Source organism: Rhizobium sp. Root1334 (assembly GCF_001426665.1).
Taxonomy (GTDB): Bacteria; Pseudomonadota; Alphaproteobacteria; order Rhizobiales; family Rhizobiaceae; genus Pararhizobium.
In genome coordinates this window covers 1,106,916-1,125,524 of the sequence record NZ_LMEY01000001.1, presented here as the reverse complement: position 1 = coordinate 1,125,524, position 18,609 = coordinate 1,106,916, and the positions used below count along the sequence as shown (strand labels likewise).

Here is an 18,609-nt window from a genome sequence, read left to right as displayed (position 1 = left end):
AACAGGAGGAAAGACCATGGATCAGCTTGCCATCGCCGACCGGCGCCAACTGCGGCGGAAGCTCGGTTTCTGGCGGCTTGTGGCCATTGCTCTTGTACTTTGCGCAGGCGTTGCCGCCTATTTTTATTCCGGCACAGGCCGGGCGGGTGGCCTCAGTCAGCCACATATTGCCCGCGTTACCATTTCCGGCATCATCCAGGATGACCGCGAACTGCTGGAGCGGTTGAACACCATCGCCAAAACCGATGCGGTCAAGGCACTGGTCGTCACCATTTCCTCGCCGGGCGGGACGACTTATGGCGGCGAAGTGCTGTTCAAGGCCATCCGCAAGGTTGCGGCCAAGAAGCCGGTTGTCTCCGATGTACGCACGCTGGCTGCCTCCGCAGGCTATATGATCGCGCTTGCCGGCGACCGTATTGTGGCAGGGGATAGCTCGATCACCGGCTCGATCGGTGTGATCTTCCAGTATCCGCAGTTCAAAAACCTGATGGACAAGATCGGCGTGTCGCTGGAGGAAATCAAATCCGCGCCTCTGAAGGCGGAACCGTCGCCGTTCCACCCGCCCAGCGACGATGCCAAGGCAGTGATCCAGGCGATGATCGATGACAGTTTCAACTGGTTCGTCGATCTGGTTGCCGACCGGCGGAAAATGCCGCGCGATGAGGCCCTCAAGCTTGCCGACGGTCGGATTTTCACCGGCCGCCAGGCGCTGAAGTTGAAGCTTGTCGATGAGCTCGGCGGTGATGACGAGATCCGCGCCTTCCTCGATAGCCGCAAGGTTAGCAAGGGGCTGGATGTGATCGAATGGAAGGCGCCCAGTTCATCCTTACCGTTCGGGCTCGGATCGGCCGCTACAGCTCTTGCCAAATCCTTGGGATATGACGCTTTTCCGTCTTTCGGCGCGCTCGAAAGTTTGGGCCGGGACAAGTTGTTTCTTGACGGTCTGGTTTCCGTTTGGCAGGTTGGCGGCGACTGAAAAGACGCGATGGCCTTTTGGATGCCGTTTTTGGAGGCTTGAAAACGGCATGCTACTCCGCACAAGAGGTGGACAAGGCCGTCCGATGGGCTTAACGCTTTAAGATCACATACAAATTCACAACAGGGGGCGACAGTGATCAAGTCAGAACTGGTGCAGATTGTTGCGGCGCGCAACCCGCATCTCTATCACCGTGATGTCGAAAATATCGTCAATGCCGTTCTTGATGAGATTACAGATGCCCTGGCGGGCGGAAACCGGGTCGAACTTCGTGGCTTCGGCGCGTTTTCGGTGAAAAACCGGCCTTCGCGATCCGGCCGCAATCCGCGCACCGGCGACAGCGTCTTCGTCGAGGAAAAATGGGTTCCCTTCTTCAAGACCGGCAAGGAATTGCGCGAGCGCCTTAATCCTGGCGCCGATGACGAAGATGATGAATGAAACGTCCGCCCGGTGCTTGAATGCGCCGGGCAGGCGACATGACGGAGACGTGGAATGATGATGAAGAAGCTGTTGAACATCGTGGTGCTGGTTCCGGTCGCGATCATCCTGATCGTGCTGTCCGTCGCCAACCGGCAGATGGTGACGCTGGCGCTCAATCCGTTCAATCCCACCGACAGCGTCCTGTCGGCCTCGGCACCCTTCTTCGTGTTCCTGTTTCTCGCGGTGATCTTCGGCATGATCGTCGGCTCGCTGACCACGTGGTTTACCCAGGGCAAATATCGCAAGCGGGCCCGCAACGAGGCGCATGAAGCGGTGAAATGGCATGCGGAAGCCGACAAGCACCGCGCGCGCGCCGAAACCATTGCCGCACAAACGCTGCTTCCGGCCTCCTCCAAATAATTCCGTTCAGCTGTTTGCTGCAGCCTGCGCCGTCACGGCCGCATTGAAGTCTGCGAAGAATTGCTGGGCAAGCTTCTTGGCACTGGAGCCTACCAGCCGCGAGCCGAGTTGTGCCAGCTTGCCGCCGATTTCGGCCTTGGCCTCGTAGGTTAAAATGGTCTCGTCGCCATCTTCCTTGAGAACAACATCCGCGCCGCCCTTGGCAAAACCGGCAATGCCGCCTTTGCCCTCACCGGAAATCGTATAGCTTTCGGGTGCGTCGATGTTGGACAGCACCACATCGCCGGAAAAGGAAGCCGAAACTGGGCCGATCTTGATCTTGACTGTGGCTGAGAGTTCGGTCGGCGACGTCAGCTCCAGCGACTGGCAGCCGGGAATACATTGCCTCAGAATCTCGGGATCGTTCAACGCCGCCCAAACGATATCGCGGCGCGCAGCAATGCGTTCTTCGCCCTGCATCTCCATGATGATCCTCCCTGATCATGTCTGCCCAAATGTATCGCAGATCGGAAACAGCTTTGCCAAGAGAAAGAGCGGTGCTATTTGCAGCCTTTGAACACTAGCAGCTGACGGGCGAAACGGCGTGAAAGATAAAGACAGACGGCCAAAGGGCAAAACCGCACCGGCAACGTCGTCGCGCGGCGTGCAGGGCCGTGCCGCGCAGGCACCGGCCAGCCGGTCATCGCAATCCAAGCCGCAGCAATCCAAACCCCAGGCGATGCGTAGCGGTGAGGTGCGGCCTCCTGCCAAGGCGTTCGGGGAGAAAACAGCGGCAAAATCGGCGGCTTCGGATCCAGCGCCGCGTGCCGAGGTGCGTATCCGCACCGGCACCAAGCCGGACGAGCGTATCCCGATCATCCTTGAAACCAAGGGGGCGCGCGATTATCACCTGATCGACAGCGGCGATGGCCTGAAGCTCGAACAATATGGCCCTTACCGTATCGTTCGCCCCGAAGCGCAGGCGCTGTGGCCAAAGACGCTGCCCGCGCATGTCTGGGACAATGCCGATTCGATTTTCACCGGCGATACCGACGAAGACGGCATGGGGCGCTGGCGCTTCCCGCGGCAGGCGCTTGGCGAAACCTGGCCGATGCAGATTCTCGACGCCGAGTTCTACGGTCGCTTCACCGCATTTCGCCATGTCGGCGTCTTTCCGGAACAGCTGGCCCACTGGAGCTGGATGAAGGAGCAGATCGAGACGGCGGGCCGGCCGCTGAAGGTTCTCAACCTGTTCGGCTATACCGGTGTTGCCTCGCTGATCGCCGCGAAGGCAGGCGCCGAGGTCACCCATGTCGATGCCTCGAAGAAGGCGATCGGCTGGGCGCGCGAAAACCAGGCGCTTGGCCGCAACGACCATCTGCCGATCCGCTGGATCTGCGAAGACGCGATGAAGTTCATCCAGCGCGAGGAGCGCCGCGGCAGCCGCTACGACATCATCCTGACCGATCCGCCGAAATTTGGCCGCGGTCCCAATGGCGAGGTCTGGCAGCTTTTCGATCATCTTGCCTTGATGCTGGATATCTGCCGCGAAATCCTGTCGCCGGATGCCAAGGGCCTGGTGCTGACCGCCTACTCGATCCGCGCAAGCTTCTATTCCATCCACGAACTGATGCGTGAAACGATGCGCGGCCGCGGCGGTGCAGTGGAATCGGGCGAACTGATCCTGCGCGAAGGCGGTCTTGACGGCAACGAGCCGGGCCGTGCGCTGTCCACCTCTCTCTTTTCCCGTTGGGTGCCGAAATGAACGACTATAATCAGGGACCCCGGCGTGTCGGCCAGGTGAAGGAAGTCACCAGCCTTGCCAATCCGATCATCAAGGACATCAAGGCACTCGCCAACAAGAAGGAGCGCGACGAAACCCGTTCCTTCATCGCCGAAGGTCTCAAGCTGGTCATCGATGCGCTGGACCTTGGCTGGACCATTAAGACCTTGGTCTACGCGAAAGCCGCCAAGGGCAAGGCGCAGGTCGAGCAGGTCGCGCTGAAGACGGTTGCCACCGGCGGGCTCGTTCTTGAAGTCAGCGAGAAAGTGCTCTCCGCCATCACCCGGCGCGATAATCCGCAGATGGTGGTCGGCGTCTTCGAACAGCGCTACGCCAACCTGCGTGACGTAAAGCCTGTGCTAGGCGAAACCTATGTGGCGCTCGACCGCGTCCGCGATCCCGGCAATCTCGGCACAATTATCCGCACGGCTGATGCCGCAGGTGCCTCCGGCGTCATCCTCGTCGGCGAGACCACGGATCCGTTTTCGCTGGAAACGGTCCGCGCCACCATGGGGTCGGTGTTTGCGATGCCGCTGATGCGCGCCAATGTCAGCGACTTCATCAAGTGGCAGAAGGCAGCCGGCGTGCAGCTTGCCGCCACTCATCTTGCCGGTGCCGTCGATTATCGCACCATCGACTACCGCAAGAAGCCTGTCGTCATCCTGATGGGCAATGAACAGGCTGGCTTACCGGAGGAGCTTGCGAGGGAGGCGACGGCGCTTGCCCGGATTCCGCAGCAAGGCCGGGCCGATTCGCTCAACCTGGCCATCGCCACCGGCATCATGCTGTTTGAGGCGCGCCGCCATCTGCTGACGCTGGACGATAGAACCTGATGCAAAAGACTGCCCTTTTTTCGCGCCCGGTGCCGGTCGCAATCCTGATCGTCGTCGCCGTCCTGCTTGATCAGGCGATCAAAGCCGCCGTCGAACTTTGGCTGCCCTATGGCGAAAGTGTTGCCGTCCTGCCATTCCTGGCTCTCCACCGCGTCTACAATTACGGCGTTGCCTTTTCGCTGTTTTCAGGCGTCGAGCGCTGGGCCATCATCGGTCTTCGAATTGTGGTGGTGGCCTTCGTCATCTGGCTCTGGCGCAAGACGCCGGCCGATCGTTTCCTGACGCATCTCGGCTATGCGCTGATCATCGCAGGAGCCATCGGCAACGTGATCGATGGCCTGATCTTCGGCTATGTCATCGACTACGTGCTGTTTCACCTGCCGACATGGTCTTTTGCCGTCTTCAACCTCGCCGACAGTTTCATTACGATCGGCGCTGGTTCGATCATTCTCGACGAAATCCTGCACATGAAAAAGCAGGATCGCTAAAATCTTAGAGACCGGCTGAAGCCAATCAAAACGCTTGCCATGCTAGGCCAAGCGTCATGAGCGACCTGCCAAACCTGAGAAAACGGATTACTGTTGAGTTCAGCGCACCGAAGCGGACGTTGAACAACAGGCGCGCATCTGATGCGCCCTTGGCCGAAGATCCGCATTCGCTGGAACCGGAAGAAGGTCCCGGTGGAGCGAAGGAGCGTTATCCGGGATTGAAACCGGCCCTTGCCGGCGTTGGGCTGCTCGGCTCGGCCGCTGTTCTCGGCGCAGGCATTGATGCCGGGTTCTATTTGCTTTCGGCTGGTCTGGCTATTGCCGGTGTCACTGGCGCGGCCCTGCTGCTGAAAGATTGGTACGGATCCGTCGCCGGGCCCGCCGAAGCCAAGGGGCGCATCCGGGACGAAAAAGCCAGCGATAGCCGCTGGGAGCGCAGCGAGACCTCGCAGCTTCTCTCCACCATTCACGATGCCCTCGGCGATATCGCCATCATCCGCGAGCCGGGCGGCAAGATCGTTCAGGCCAATTCGGTATTTTGCCGCCTGACAGGCTGGTTGAAGCCCGAAGGACGGACCTGCGAGGCGCTCGGGATCGACTTCGAACCGGCCCCCGGCTCCAATCACTACCGGGTTCGCATCGTCACGGATGCGGGGACGAAAATATTCGACTGGCACGACGTGATCGCCCGCGAGCCAGCCAGTGGTGCCTTTATGCTTCACAGCATCGCCCGGGATGTCACTGAGGAAAGCCGTATCGCCCGCGAAAGCGAGGAGGCGCGCCGCCGCGCCGAACAGGCGAGCCAGGCGAAGTCACGATTGCTGGCGACCGTCAGCCATGAAATCCGCACGCCACTGTCGGGCATTCTCGGCATGAGCCATCTGATCAGCCAGACGCGGTTGACGAGCGAGCAGAAGAATTACCTCGCCGGCATGCGCCAGTCAGGCCATGCGCTGGTGCAACTGGTTGATGATCTGCTCGATTTTTCCTCGATCGAGGCTGGCCGCTTTCAATTGCGCCCGGCGCCGGAACCGTTGCGCGAAACGATTGAAAGCGTCGTCGAGATGCTGTCGCACCGTGCGCATGAAAAGGGTATCGAGATCGGCGCCACCATTGCCGCGGACGTGCCGGGCCTGATGGATTTCGACGCGGCCCGGCTGCGTCAGGTTCTGTTCAACGTCATTGGCAATGCGGTCAAGTTCACCCATACCGGCGGTGTGCTTGTCAGCGCCGCGCGGGAGCGCGATACGATTATCGTCAGTATTAATGATACCGGGCCCGGCATGAACGCGCGGGAACAGGCTCGGGTGTTCGATGAATTCGAGCAAGCTGGGGCCAGATCCCAGCGTGCCGGCGGCACAGGTCTCGGTCTCGCTATCTCCCGGCGGATCATGGAGGAGTTTGGCGGTTCACTGACGCTCTCCAGCGTTCCCGGGACAGGTAGCACGTTTGAAATCCGCTTCCCCGCCCTGGGGTGTGATCTCGCGAATGCCTCTCTCGCCAGAAAAGACGTGCTGGGAATGTCCCGCGTGCTGGTCATGGCACCGGCTGGCCCTGCCTCGGCCGCGCTCTTTGCGACGATCCGGACGCTCGGCGGTTTCTGCGAACGCGCCGAAACGATAGAAGATGCGCAGGCCGCCGCCGTGCGGGCGCTGTCCACGGGGATGCCACTGACCGACATCATCGTCGATCATCGCCACGCCGCACAGTTTCGCCGGCTTTTGGCGCAGATGCCAAGCCTCGAACAGCAGAAGCTGCGCAAGACCTATCTGATCAATCCGGAAGAACGCAACGGCCGGCAGATCAACCAGATGGATGGTTATCATGCGTGGCTGATCAGGCCGCTGCGGGAAAAATCTCTGGTCGAGGTGCTGCGAGGCCGCATGAAAGGAATGGAAGTGCGTGACGCATTCAACGACAACCGCCCGATGCTGCGCGAGGTCCCCGCGCAGCGGGACAGGCCGGCCGAAGGCGGTCTGCTCTTGGCTGAGGACGATCCGATCAATGCCCTCATGGTGCGTTCTGTTCTGGAGAAAGCCGGCCATACCGTTCGCGTCGTCGATGATTTTGCCGTGCTTGCCCTAACGTTGTTTGATGCGCCAGCCGCTGTCCGTATTGCCCCGGAACTGATCGTCAGCGACCTGAATATGCCCGGCGGCGATGGGCTGTCGATGCTGGAGCGGCTGCGTGAGCACGAGCGTCAGTCCGGCAGCGCGCCCGTCCCGGTCATCATTCTGACCTCCGACACGCAGCTCGATACGCGCCAGAAACTCATGGCTGCCGGAGCAAGCGCGGTGTTGTCCAAACCCGCGGACCCGAAAGCGCTGACCGCTGAAATCGATCGCCTGCTTGCTTCGTGACTTTGACGGTTTTCTTGGGCCTTCGATGTCACTATCCTGTCGCAGAAACATGGTTTAAGCCGGGCAGGATAAAGCGACTAGGATGACGTACGATGACAATCGAAACTCTGGATCTGGTTGTGGTGGCTGAACAGCCGCAGACCCGTGTCCGGGGCGTCAATGCCCCGGCGCATGACATACTCGGACGTATCGGCAATCTCGAGACGCGGCTTGCCCGCAACGCGTCTGAAATCGATGCCGCGCAGGCGGTCCGCTACAAGGTTTTCGTCGAGGAGATGAAGGCGCAAATCCCGCTGGACGCCGATCGCCGCAAACGTGACGCCGATGCGTGGGACCTGGTCTGCGATCACCTTCTGGTGCTCGACACGTCGATCGAGGGTGACCCGGAAGACCAGATCGTCGGAACCTATCGCCTGCTTCGCCAGGACGTCGCGACCCGGACAGGCGGCTTCTATTCGGCTTCGGAGTTTTCGGTCGGCTCGCTTCTCGAGCGGCACCCGGACAAGAAGTTCATGGAGCTTGGCCGCTCCTGCGTCCTGCCGGAATACCGCACCAAGCGCACTGTCGAGCTTTTATGGCAGGGCAATTGGGCCTATGCGTTGAAGTATGGCGTCGACGCCATGTTTGGCTGCGGCTCGTTTCCGGGTGTCATTCCCGAAGAGCACGCGTTGGCGCTGTCTTTCCTGCATCATAACGTGGTCGTTCGTGACGAGTGGGACGTGTCTGCCCGCCCGGAACTCTATCGCACCATGGACCTGATGCCGGTTGAAGCCATCAACATGCGCAAGGCGCTTGCCGCTTTGCCGCCGTTGATCAAGGGTTATATGCGCCTTGGCGCCATGGTCGGGAATGGCGCCGTGGTCGATCACGCGTTCCGCACCACCGATGTGCTGATCGTTTTGCCGATCACCAATATCTCCGGCCGCTACCTGAATTACTATGGTGCCGATGCTGGCCGCTTCGCGAGCTGAAGGCGCCGCTTGGCGTTCTGGAATGCAGTTTACATGCAAGTGAACGTTTTGATCGGGCTTCCAATATTGCGGAACGTGTATTCAGTTGTGTTTTGATCAAGATCGACATGTCGCATAAAAAGAGCCCGCCTCGGGTTTGCCGGGCGGGCTCTTTGTGTTTCAGATGCGCGCTCAGCTATTAGCGTTGTGCGCCGCCAGGGCCGCCATGTTGACGATATCGCTGTCCTTGGCCGACATCGAGACGATCTGGACCGACTTGTCGAGGCCGACGAGCAGGGGGCCGATCACCGTCGATCCACCCAGTTCCTGAAGCATCTTGGTCGAGATCGAAGCCGAGTGGAACGCCGGCATAACCAGCACGTTGGCCGGACCTGACAGGCGGCAGAACGGATACTGCTCCATCACCTTGGCATTCAGCGCCACATCGGCCGCCATCTCGCCATCATACTCGAAATCGACACGGCGCTTGTCGAGCAGCTTGACGGCTTCACGGACTCGTTCCGAGCGCTCTCCCGACGGGTGGCCGAATGTCGAATAGGCCAGAAGCGCCACACGTGGCACGTAGCCGAGACGGCGGGCGAGGCCGGCGGCCTCCTCGGCGATATCGGCCAGTTCATCGGCAGACGGCATATCGTGAACCGCCGTATCGGCAACCAGCACGGTACGGCCACGGCAGAGAGCCAGCGACACGCCGATCACCCGGTGGCCGGGTTTCTGATCGATACAGCGGCGAACGTCCTCAAGTGCCGTGGAATAATTGCGGGTGATGCCCGTCACCATGCCATCGGCGTCGCCGAGTGCCACCATGCAGGCGGCGAAGTGATTGCGGTCGTTGTTGATCAGACGCTGTGCATCGCGGAACAGGTAGCCCTTCCGCTGCAGCCGGGCGTAGAGATAGTCGGTATAGGCACCGGTACGTTTGGAAATGCGGGCGTTGACGAGCTGGATACCCGGCCGGTCGAGATCAATGCCTTCGCGCTCCGCCGTCTGGCGCATCCGGTCTTCGCGGCCGAGCAGCATGGCGGTGCCGAGTTCCTGGTTGGCATAGGAAACCGCCGAGCGCATCATCTGCACCTCTTCGCCTTCGGCAAAGACAATGCGCTTCGGCTGGCGGCGAACACGCTCATAGATGCGCTGCAGTGTCGAGGCGATCGGGTCGCGGCGGGCTGACAGCTGCCGGCCATAGGCGGCCAGATCCGGGATTTGTTTGCGGGCAACGCCGCTGTCCATCGCCGCCTTGGCAACGGCCATCGGGATCGCCGAGATCAGCCGCGGGTCGAACGGGACAGGGATGATATATTGCGGGCCGAAACGCGGACGGTTGCCCTGATAGGCGGCAGCCACGTCGTCCGGCACATCTTCCTTGGCAAGGCTTGCCAGAGCCTGCGCTGCAGCGATCTTCATCTCTTCGTTGATAGTCGAGGCATGTACGTCGAGCGCGCCGCGGAAGATGTAGGGGAAGCCGAGGACGTTGTTGACCTGGTTCGGGTAGTCTGATCGTCCCGTTGCCATGATCGCGTCGTCACGGATGCGGGACACTTCCTCCGGTGTAATTTCCGGATCGGGGTTGGCCATCGCAAAGATGATCGGCCGGTCCGCCATCGAACGGATCATGTCTTCGGAGAAAGCTCCCTTCTGGGAAAGACCGAAGACGACATCCGCGCCATTCATGGCTTCTTCCAGCGTGCGGCGATCGGTCTTGACCGCATGCGCCGATTTCCACTGATTCATGCCTTCCGTGCGGCCCTGGTAGATCACGCCCTTGGTGTCACAGAGTATGATGTTGGCCGGGTTGAAGCCCATCGACTTGATCAGCTCGATACAGGCGATTGCGGCTGCACCTGCACCGTTACAGACGAGCTTGGTCGTCTTGAAATCACGGCCGGTCAGCGTCAGCGCGTTGATCAGGCCGGCGGCGGCGATGATCGCGGTGCCGTGCTGGTCATCGTGGAAGACAGGGATGTCCATGATCTCGCGCAGTTTCTGCTCGATGATGAAACATTCCGGTGCCTTGATGTCCTCAAGATTGATGCCGCCAAAGGACGGGCCGAGGAACCGTACGCAATTGATGAATTCGTCGACATTCTCGGTGTCGACTTCAAGATCGATCGAATCGACATCGGCGAACCGCTTGAAGAGCACGGACTTGCCCTCCATCACCGGCTTGGAGGCGAGTGCGCCAAGATTGCCGAGGCCAAGAATGGCGGTTCCGTTGGAAATGACGGCGACCATGTTGCCGCGGGTCGTGTAGTCATAGGCCTTGGACGGGTCGGCGGCGATGGCCTTGACCGGCACGGCCACACCTGGCGAATAGGCAAGTGACAGGTCGCGCTGCGTCGCCATCGCCTTGGTCGGCGATATCTCCAGCTTTCCGGGTCGCCCCTGCGAATGGAAGTCGAGGGCTTCCTGATCGGTCACGCTGGTCGCGCTGCGACTGGTCTTGTCATTTTCGGCCATGGGTCCTCCAACCTTTTGTGGGCGACGGCTCTCCTTAGCCGCTTTGGTGTTGTCTTCTATAAACGCGCATGGATAGTGTGGCACCACTTTTTTGGAACCAGCATGACTTTTGTAGCAGAGCCAATTATCCGTCCTCCCGAGGTTCTGACCGCCGCCCAGCTGGCGACGGAAGAGAGCCGCGCCACGGCCACGCCGATGATGGAACAGTTCATCGAGATCAAGGCGAACAACCCGGATTCGATCCTGTTTTACCGGATGGGCGATTTTTACGAACTGTTCTTTCAGGACGCGGTTGAGGCGTCGCGGGCGCTTGGGATCACGCTGACGCGGCGCGGCCAGCATCTCGGCCAGGACATCCCGATGTGTGGCGTGCCGGTTCACGCGGCAGACGATTATCTGCAAAAGTTGATTGGTCTCGGCTTCCGTGTCGCTGTCTGCGAGCAGGTCGAGGATCCGGCTGAGGCCAAGAAGCGCGGCGGAAAATCGGTGGTGAAGCGCGATGTCGTGCGTCTCGTTACCCCCGGCACGATCACCGAAGACAAGCTGCTTTCGCCATCGGAATCGAACTACCTGATGGCGCTTGCCCGCATTCGCGGCGGCAATGAGCCTGCCATCGCGCTGGCCTGGATCGATATTTCCACCGGCGTCTTCCGGCTGGCGGAAACCACGGAAACGCGGCTGCTCGCCGATATCCTGCGTATCGAGCCGCGTGAGCTGATCCTCGCCGATACGGTCTTCCATGATCCGGAGATGCGCCCGGTCATCGACATTCTCGGCCGAGTCGCGGTGCCGCAGCCGGCCGTGCTGTTCGACAGCGCCACGGCGGAAAACCGCGTCGCCCGCTATTATGGCGTCAAGACGCTTGATGGTTTCGGCAGCTTTTCGCGCGCCGAACTCGCGGCTGCGTCTGCCGCAATTTCCTATGTGGAAAAAACCCAGCTCGCGGAGCGTCCACCGCTGGGCGCGCCGGAGCGCGAAAGTGCCGCCTCGACGCTGTTCATCGATCCGGCAACCCGCACCAATCTCGAACTGGTGAAAACCCAGTCCGGCGATCGCAACGGCACGCTCTTGAAGGCGCTGGACCGTACCGTCACCGGCGGCGGCGCCCGGCTGCTGGCCGAACGGCTGATGTCCCCGCTGACGGATCCGGAGCGCATCAATGCCCGGCTTGATTCCATTAGTGCGCTTGCCGACCAGCCGTCGTTCTGCAGCGATCTGCGCTCCGCCCTGAAACACGTGCCTGACATGCCGCGTGCGCTGTCGCGCCTGTCTCTGGGCCGTGGCGGCCCACGTGATCTCGGCAGCATCCTTGCCGGTTGCCAGTCTGCGGTCGAGGTTGCTGGCCTGCTTAGTCGCGGGGATCTCTCGGAAGAGCTGGGCGGCGCGCTTCTGGCCATCAAGACGCTGCCGCAGGATATGGTCCAGCAGTTGGCAGCCATTCTCGGTGATGAATTGCCGCTGTTGAAGCGTGACGGCGGCTTTTTGCGCGATGGCGCCAGTGCCGAACTCGACGAAATGCGGGCACTGCGTGACCAGTCCCGCCGGGTGATCGCGGGGCTGCAGCTCGACTATGCCGAGGAAACCGGCATCAAGTCGTTGAAGATCAAGTATAACAATGTGCTCGGCTATTTCATCGAAGTGACCCAGGGCAATGCCGGGCCGATGACCGACACACCCGAGGCCAAGGCGCGTTACATCCATCGCCAGACCATGGCCAATGCCATGCGCTTCACCACGACCGAACTCTCCGATCTCGAGACCAAGATCGCCAATGCCGCCGACCGGGCGCTGACCATCGAGCTTGAGGCTTTCGATCGGCTGTCGGCCATGGTGGTGGCGGAGGCTGAAGCCATCAAAGCCGCCGCCCTTGCGCTTGCTGTGGTCGATGTGTCTGCCGGGCTGGCGACGCTGGCCGAGGAGCAGGCCTATTGCCGCCCGCTGGTCGATACATCGAAAATGTTTGCCATCGACGGTGGCCGTCATCCAGTGGTGGAACAGGCGTTGCGCCGCCAGTCCGGCGCCGCATTTGTTGCCAATACCTGTGATCTGTCGCCGCATGACGGCGAGGGCGATGGGGCGATCTGGCTTTTGACCGGTCCCAACATGGGCGGTAAATCGACGTTCCTGCGTCAGAACGCGTTGATCGCCATCATGGCGCAGATGGGGGCCTTCGTGCCTGCAGCATCCGCCCATATCGGTATCGTCGACCGGCTGTTCTCGCGCGTCGGCGCGTCGGACGATCTCGCCCGTGGCCGCTCCACCTTCATGGTCGAGATGGTCGAGACGGCCGCGATTCTCAATCAGGCGACGGACCGCTCGCTGGTCATCCTCGATGAGATCGGCCGTGGCACCGCGACGTTCGACGGCCTGTCGATCGCCTGGGCCTCCGTCGAACATTTGCACGAGGGCAACCGCTGCCGCGGCTTGTTCGCTACACATTTCCACGAGCTGACGGTTCTGTCGGAAAAGCTCGATCGTCTGTCAAATGCCACCATGCGGGTGAAGGAATGGCATGGCGACGTCATCTTCTTGCATGAGGTCGGGCCTGGTGCTGCCGACCGGTCCTACGGCATCCAGGTCGCCCGCCTTGCCGGCTTGCCGGCGTCCGTTGTTTCCCGGGCCAAGGATGTTCTGGCAAAGCTCGAGGACGCCGACCGCAAGAACCCGGCCAGCCAGTTGATCGATGACCTGCCGCTGTTCCAGGTGGCAATCCGCCGCGAGGAACAGGTCAAGGCGGGTCCGTCGAAGGTGGAGGAGGCTTTGAAAAGCCTCAATCCCGATGACATGACGCCACGCGAGGCGATGGATGCGCTTTACGCGCTGAAGAAGCAGCTTGGTAATTCTTGATCGTAAGAGTCTTGTCCATTCTCGGGCAAAAAGGCTATAGCGCATGCACAAGCATGGCTCGCAGAGCCTGCCGGACAGGAAGACGGTCGGCCTTTGATGACCATACATGAGACGTCATTTCCCGATATCCTGAATGTTACGGCACTCAGGGCCAAGTGCAGTTTCATCGCTTCGGCGCATGCGGAACACCGCGACATGATGCGCCAGGCGCTGCTGGCCGCGTTCAAGCAGGCCAATCTGGCCGGCCGTGAAAAGGCGCGTGAACTGCTGCTTCAAGACGGCAGCGGGCTGAAATGCGCCGAGCGGATTTCCTGGCTGCAGGACCAGCTCATCACCCTCCTGCACGACTTCGTCCTGAATGAGGTCTTCGACGCCGCCAATGCCCAGCCTTGGACTCGCATCGCCGTCACTGCCGTCGGCGGTTACGGCCGCGGTACGCTGGCGCCGGGATCCGATATCGATCTTCTCTTCTTGTTGCCGGTCAAGAAGGCGGTCTGGGCCGAGCCTGCCATCGAGTTCATGCTCTATATCCTATGGGATTTGGGCTTCAAGGTCGGCCATGCGACGCGCACCATCGACGAGTGCATCCGGCTGTCGCGCGGCGATATGACCATCCGCACGGCTATCCTCGAAACTCGCTATATCTGCGGTTCGAAGGAGTTGACGGAGGAACTGGAAACCCGCTTCGACGGCGAAATTGTCAAGAATACCGGCCCCGATTTCATCGCCGCCAAACTTGCCGAGCGCGACGAGCGCCACCGCAAGGCCGGTGATACGCGCTATCTGGTCGAGCCGAACGTCAAGGAAGGCAAGGGCGGCCTGCGCGACATCCATACGCTGTTCTGGATCGCTAAATATTTCTACCGGGTGAAGGATTCGGCCGACCTGATCAAGCTCGGCGTCCTGTCGCGCCAGGAATATGCCCTGTTCCAGAAAGCCGACGATTTTCTCTGGGCGGTGCGTTGCCACATGCACTTCCTGACCGGCAAGGCGGAAGAGCGGCTATCCTTCGATATCCAGCGCGAGATTGCCGAAAGCCTCGGTTATCACGATCATCCTGGCTTGACCGCTGTCGAGCGCTTCATGAAGCACTATTTCCTCGTCGCCAAGAGTGTCGGTGATCTCACCCGCATCTTCTGTGCTGCGCTGGAAGACCAGCAGGCCAAGCAGCTTCCGGGGTTTACCGCTGCGCTCAGCCGCTTCACTCACCGCGTCCGTAAGATCGCCGGTACGCTGGAATTCGTCGATGACGGCGGCCGTATTGCGCTTGCAAGTCCGGATATTTTCAAGCGTGACCCGATAAATCTGATCCGCATCTTTCATGTGGCCGATATCAATGGACTGGAGTTCCATCCTGCCGCCCTGAAGCAGGTCACCCGGTCGCTTGGCCTGATCACACCGGCCGTACGCGACAATGAGGAAGCCAACCGGCTGTTCATGTCGATGCTGACCTCGCGCCGCGATCCCGAGTTGATCTTGCGCCGGATGAACGAGGCTGGCGTGCTCGGCCGGTTCATTCCGGAGTTCGGCAAGATCGTCTCGCTGATGCAGTTCAACATGTATCACCACTATACCGTCGATGAGCATCTGCTGCGCGCCGTCGATGTGCTGTCGAGGATCGATCAGGGCCGCGACGAGGAACTGCATCCGCTCGCTTTCAAGCTCATGCCCTCGATCGAAGATCGCACTGCACTGTTCGTTGCCGTTCTTCTGCACGATGTCGCCAAGGGCCGTCCGGAAGACCATTCGACCGCCGGAGCCAAGGTTGCCCGAAAACTTTGCCCGCGCTTCGGCATGACGCCCAAGCAGACCGAAACGGTGGCGTGGCTGATCGAGGAGCATCTCACCATGTCGATGGTGGCGCAGACGCGCGACCTCAACGACCGCAAGACGATCATCGACTTTGCCGAAAAGGTCCAATCGCTCGACCGCCTGAAAATGCTTTTGATCCTGACCATCGCCGACATCCGCGCCGTCGGTCCCGGCGTCTGGAACGGCTGGAAGGGCCAGCTGCTGCGGACGCTGTACTATGAGACCGAACTGCTTCTGTCCGGCGGCTTCTCCGATCTGCCGCGCAAGGAGCGTGCGGCACATGCAGCCGACGTGCTGTTCGATGCCCTGTCCGACTGGAGCCAGAAGGACCGCAAGACCTATACCAAGCTGCATTACCAGCCGTATCTCTTGTCGGTGCCGCTCGAAGACCAGCTGCGCCATGCCCGTTTCATCCGGGAGGCCGACAAGACCGGACGGGCGCTGGCGACGATGGTGCGCACCCACCAGTTCCACGCCATCACTGAAATCACCATCTTGTCACCCGACCATCCGCGGCTACTGGCGGTGATTGCAGGGGCCTGTGCGGCAGCAGGTGCCAATATCGTCGATGCGCAGATTTTCACGACGTCGGACGGCCGGGCGCTGGATACGATCCTGATCACCCGCGAGTTTTCGGTCGATGACGACGAGATGCGCCGTGCTGCGAATATTGGCAAGATGATCGAGGATGTGCTGTCCGGCAAGAAACGCCTGCCGGAAGTGATCGCCAGCCGGACGAAACACCGCAAGCGCAACAAGGCCTTCACGGTGCCGCCCGCCGTCACCATCAGCAACAGCCTGTCGAACAAGTTCACCGTCATCGAGGTCGAATGCCTCGACCGCACCGGCCTGCTTTCGGAAATCACTGCGGTGCTCTCCGACTTGTCGCTCGACATCGCCTCGGCGCATATCACCACTTTCGGCGAGAAGGTCATCGATACGTTCTATGTCACCGACCTTGTCGGCCAGAAGATCACCACGGAAGCCCGGCAGAGCAATATTGTTGCGCGGCTGAAGGCTGTGATGTCGGACGAGGCGGACGAGATGCGCGACCGCATGCCGTCGGGCATGATCGCGCCGCAACACACGCGCTCCGTCACGGGTGCAAAAAAATCCAAGGCAGAATCATGAGCCTCGTCAAGAAATTCATGACCGTCGGTGGCGCCACGCTCGGCAGCCGCATCTTCGGTTTCGCCCGTGAAATGCTGATGGCCGCGGCACTCGGTACTGGCCCGATGGCCGACGTGTTTTATGCGGCGTTCCGGTTCCCCAACCTGTTTCGCCGGCTCTTCGCCGAGGGCGCTTTCAATGCGGCTTTTGTGCCTTTGTTCTCCAAGGAGATCGAAGCCAATGGCACGGATGGTGCCAAACGTTTCTCCGAAGAAGTGTTCGGTGTGCTCTTCACCGTCCTGCTGCTGATCACCATCGCGATGGAACTGTCGATGCCGCTCCTGGTGCGTTTCGTCATCGCGCCGGGCTTCGCCGACGATGCCGAGAAGTCAGCGCTGACCGTGCGCATGGCGATGGTGATGTTCCCCTACCTCATGTGCATGTCGCTGACGGCGATGATGAGCGGCATGCTCAATTCGCTGCATCATTTCTTTGCCGCCGCCGTCGCCCCGATCTTTCTGAACGTGGTGATGATCGGCGCGCTATTCTATGCGCTTTATACCGGCGCCGATCCGCTGACGACCGCCTGGTATCTGTCCTGGGGTGTGCTTGTTGCGGGTGTCCTGCAGCTTGCTGTCGTCTATTTCGGCGTGCTGCATGCCGGCATGAGCATCAAGCTCAAATTCCCTCGTTTCACACCTAACGTCAAACGCCTGCTGATCCTGGCCGTACCTGCTGCGATCACCGGTGGCATTACCCAGATCAATCAGTTGATTGGTCAGGCGATCGCATCGGCGCAGGACGGCGCCATCGCCGCCCTGCAATATGCCGACCGGATCTATCAGTTGCCGCTTGGCGTGGTCGGTATCGCCGTCGGCGTCGTACTGTTGCCGGAACTCTCGCGCGCACTCAAAGGCGGTCATCTGCGCGAGGCCGGAAACCTGCAGAACCGGTCCATCGAATTTGTTCTGTTCCTGACCATTCCGGCTGCCTTTGCGCTGTGGATCCTCTCCGACGAAATCATCCGGGTGCTGTTTGAACGGGGTGCATTCCACGCCGGAAATACCGCCGTTGTCGGTTCGATCCTTGCCATCTACGGCATCGGCCTGCCGGCTTTCGTGCTGATCAAGGCGCTGCAGCCGGGTTTTTACGCGCGCGAAGATACCAAGATGCCGATGCGCTTTTCGGCTATTGCTGTCGTGGTCAATTGTGCTCTGGCAATCACGCTGTTTCCACGCCTCGGCGCTCCGGGCATCGCGGTCGCCGAAGCAACGGCAGGCTGGATCAGCACAGTGCTGCTCTTTGTCACGCTGCTGCGCCGCGGTCATCTGGCTTGGGAATGGGCGCTCGTACGCCGCACGGCGCTGTTGGTTGTCGCCGCGTCGATCATGGGCGGCGTTCTCTATTACCTGCGCAGCGTCTTCGCCGCCTCGCTGGCGTCAGGATCGCCGTTCTGGACGAAGCTGGGGGCGCTTGGAATTCTGATCGGGGTGTCGATGGTCGTCTACTTCGCAGCCGCCTTCCTGATTGGCGGGGCTGATCTCTCGATGATCCGGCGCAATATCAAGCGCAAGGGCGCTGCCAGCGCAACGCCGCCAGAGGATAGTTAAGGCTATAAAGGCTTCAGGCGCGCTTTCCCGAGCGGCGCTTGGCGCTGAGGAAATGACGTTTCGACTTGCCGCAATAGGCCCATTGGCGTTTGGCGCCCGTATCGACATGAACGATACCATTGCAGTAACGGCCGATACCGCCGATGCCCGGCGCCGATCTCGCGGCGGCAAGGATCGCACTTTCCGAAACGCCGGGCACGCGGATATCAGCGGCCTGGCAGAACCGGTGCATCGAGCCGGAACGGTGGGAGCTCGGCCGGTGGCCGGAGGTGACCAGTGGCCGTCGGCCGGTTTTCGCAGCGATATGCGCCAGAATGCCCTCCAGACGCGGTGAAAAGCAGCCGGTTCTGACCGATACGGTCTGCACGGCGTAGGCTGTCGTTCTGCTGTGCACGGGAAGCTTCACTTTCCGCTGTTTGTCGTCCTTGGCTTCGGCGAGGGAAAAACCGGAAACGGCAAGCAGGCACGCGAGTGCGAGCGATAAAAGATTACGCATGACAATCCCCTTGGCATGGCCCGTCAGCGTCCTTCATTGGATCGGAG

Annotated in this window: 13 protein-coding genes and 1 pseudogene; 11 read left to right on the top strand and 3 right to left on the bottom strand. The window is 60.7% G+C overall.

Going from position 1 to position 18,609, the window contains the following annotated elements:
• Positions 1-16: 16 nt before the first annotated feature.
• From sppA to ASD36_RS05405, 3 genes and pseudogenes are all read left to right on the top strand, one after another.
• Entirely contained in the window at positions 17-976 is a 960-nt protein-coding gene (sppA, locus tag ASD36_RS05415; RefSeq protein ID WP_060500842.1) for a signal peptide peptidase SppA, read from the top strand.
• 117 nt (positions 977-1,093) lie between these two features.
• A pseudogene (locus tag ASD36_RS05410) lies at positions 1,094-1,414 on the top strand (integration host factor subunit beta); the annotation flags it as partial.
• Between the two features lie 57 nt (positions 1,415-1,471).
• Positions 1,472-1,816 carry a DUF1049 domain-containing protein gene (locus ASD36_RS05405; protein WP_060501398.1) on the top strand — a complete coding sequence of 115 codons (345 nt, stop codon included), beginning with the start codon at positions 1,472-1,474 and terminating at the stop codon, positions 1,814-1,816.
• A gap of 6 nt (positions 1,817-1,822) precedes the next feature.
• Here ASD36_RS05405 and ASD36_RS05400 read toward each other — a convergent pair whose 3' ends face one another.
• On the bottom strand, positions 1,823-2,281 hold the full coding sequence (locus ASD36_RS05400; RefSeq protein WP_060500840.1) for a carbon monoxide dehydrogenase subunit G: 459 nt from the start codon (positions 2,279-2,281) through the stop codon (positions 1,823-1,825).
• A 118-nt stretch (positions 2,282-2,399) separates the two neighbouring features.
• On the opposite strand from ASD36_RS05400, the gene ASD36_RS05395 reads away from it, so the two are divergent.
• The 5 genes from ASD36_RS05395 (at position 2,400) to ASD36_RS05375 (ending at position 8,230) form a co-directional block, all read left to right on the top strand.
• Positions 2,400-3,560 (top strand): class I SAM-dependent rRNA methyltransferase, encoded by a 1,161-nt coding sequence (locus ASD36_RS05395; RefSeq protein ID WP_060500838.1) that lies wholly within the window; start codon positions 2,400-2,402, stop codon positions 3,558-3,560.
• Positions 3,557-4,411, top strand: coding sequence for an RNA methyltransferase (locus ASD36_RS05390; RefSeq protein ID WP_060500836.1), 855 nt, complete (start codon positions 3,557-3,559; stop codon positions 4,409-4,411). Before ASD36_RS05395 ends, ASD36_RS05390 begins: the two co-directional genes overlap by 4 nt.
• Complete coding sequence (gene lspA, locus ASD36_RS05385) at positions 4,408-4,899, top strand: signal peptidase II (RefSeq protein ID WP_200954879.1); 492 nt, start codon at positions 4,408-4,410, stop codon at positions 4,897-4,899. Before ASD36_RS05390 ends, lspA begins: the two co-directional genes overlap by 4 nt.
• A gap of 56 nt (positions 4,900-4,955) precedes the next feature.
• A complete protein-coding gene (locus tag ASD36_RS05380) occupies positions 4,956-7,259 on the top strand; it encodes an ATP-binding protein (protein ID WP_060511958.1) in 2,304 nt (767 codons plus the stop codon).
• Positions 7,260-7,351: 92 nt separating this feature from the next.
• Entirely contained in the window at positions 7,352-8,230 is an 879-nt protein-coding gene (locus ASD36_RS05375; protein WP_060500831.1) for a GNAT family N-acetyltransferase, read from the top strand.
• Positions 8,231-8,401: 171 nt separating this feature from the next.
• Here ASD36_RS05375 and ASD36_RS05370 read toward each other — a convergent pair whose 3' ends face one another.
• Positions 8,402-10,687 carry an NADP-dependent malic enzyme gene (locus ASD36_RS05370; RefSeq protein WP_060500830.1) on the bottom strand — a complete coding sequence of 762 codons (2,286 nt, stop codon included), beginning with the start codon at positions 10,685-10,687 and terminating at the stop codon, positions 8,402-8,404.
• 102 nt (positions 10,688-10,789) lie between these two features.
• Between ASD36_RS05370 and mutS the strand changes: the two genes are divergently transcribed.
• The 3 genes from mutS to murJ all read left to right on the top strand — a co-directional run bounded on the left by mutS (position 10,790) and on the right by murJ (position 18,066).
• Positions 10,790-13,534: a DNA mismatch repair protein MutS gene (gene mutS, locus ASD36_RS05365; RefSeq protein WP_060500828.1), complete on the top strand. Its 2,745-nt coding sequence runs from the start codon at positions 10,790-10,792 to the stop codon at positions 13,532-13,534.
• A 96-nt stretch (positions 13,535-13,630) separates the two neighbouring features.
• Positions 13,631-16,477, top strand: coding sequence for a [protein-PII] uridylyltransferase (locus tag ASD36_RS05360; protein WP_060500826.1), 2,847 nt, complete (start codon positions 13,631-13,633; stop codon positions 16,475-16,477).
• On the top strand, positions 16,474-18,066 hold the full coding sequence (gene murJ / locus ASD36_RS05355) for a murein biosynthesis integral membrane protein MurJ (RefSeq protein WP_060500824.1): 1,593 nt from the start codon (positions 16,474-16,476) through the stop codon (positions 18,064-18,066). The genes ASD36_RS05360 and murJ overlap by 4 nt, the downstream gene beginning before the upstream one ends.
• A 13-nt stretch (positions 18,067-18,079) precedes the next feature.
• Here murJ and ASD36_RS05350 read toward each other — a convergent pair whose 3' ends face one another.
• Positions 18,080-18,562: a D-Ala-D-Ala carboxypeptidase family metallohydrolase gene (locus ASD36_RS05350; RefSeq protein ID WP_060500823.1), complete on the bottom strand. Its 483-nt coding sequence runs from the start codon at positions 18,560-18,562 to the stop codon at positions 18,080-18,082.
• Between the last annotated feature and the right edge of the window lie 47 nt (positions 18,563-18,609).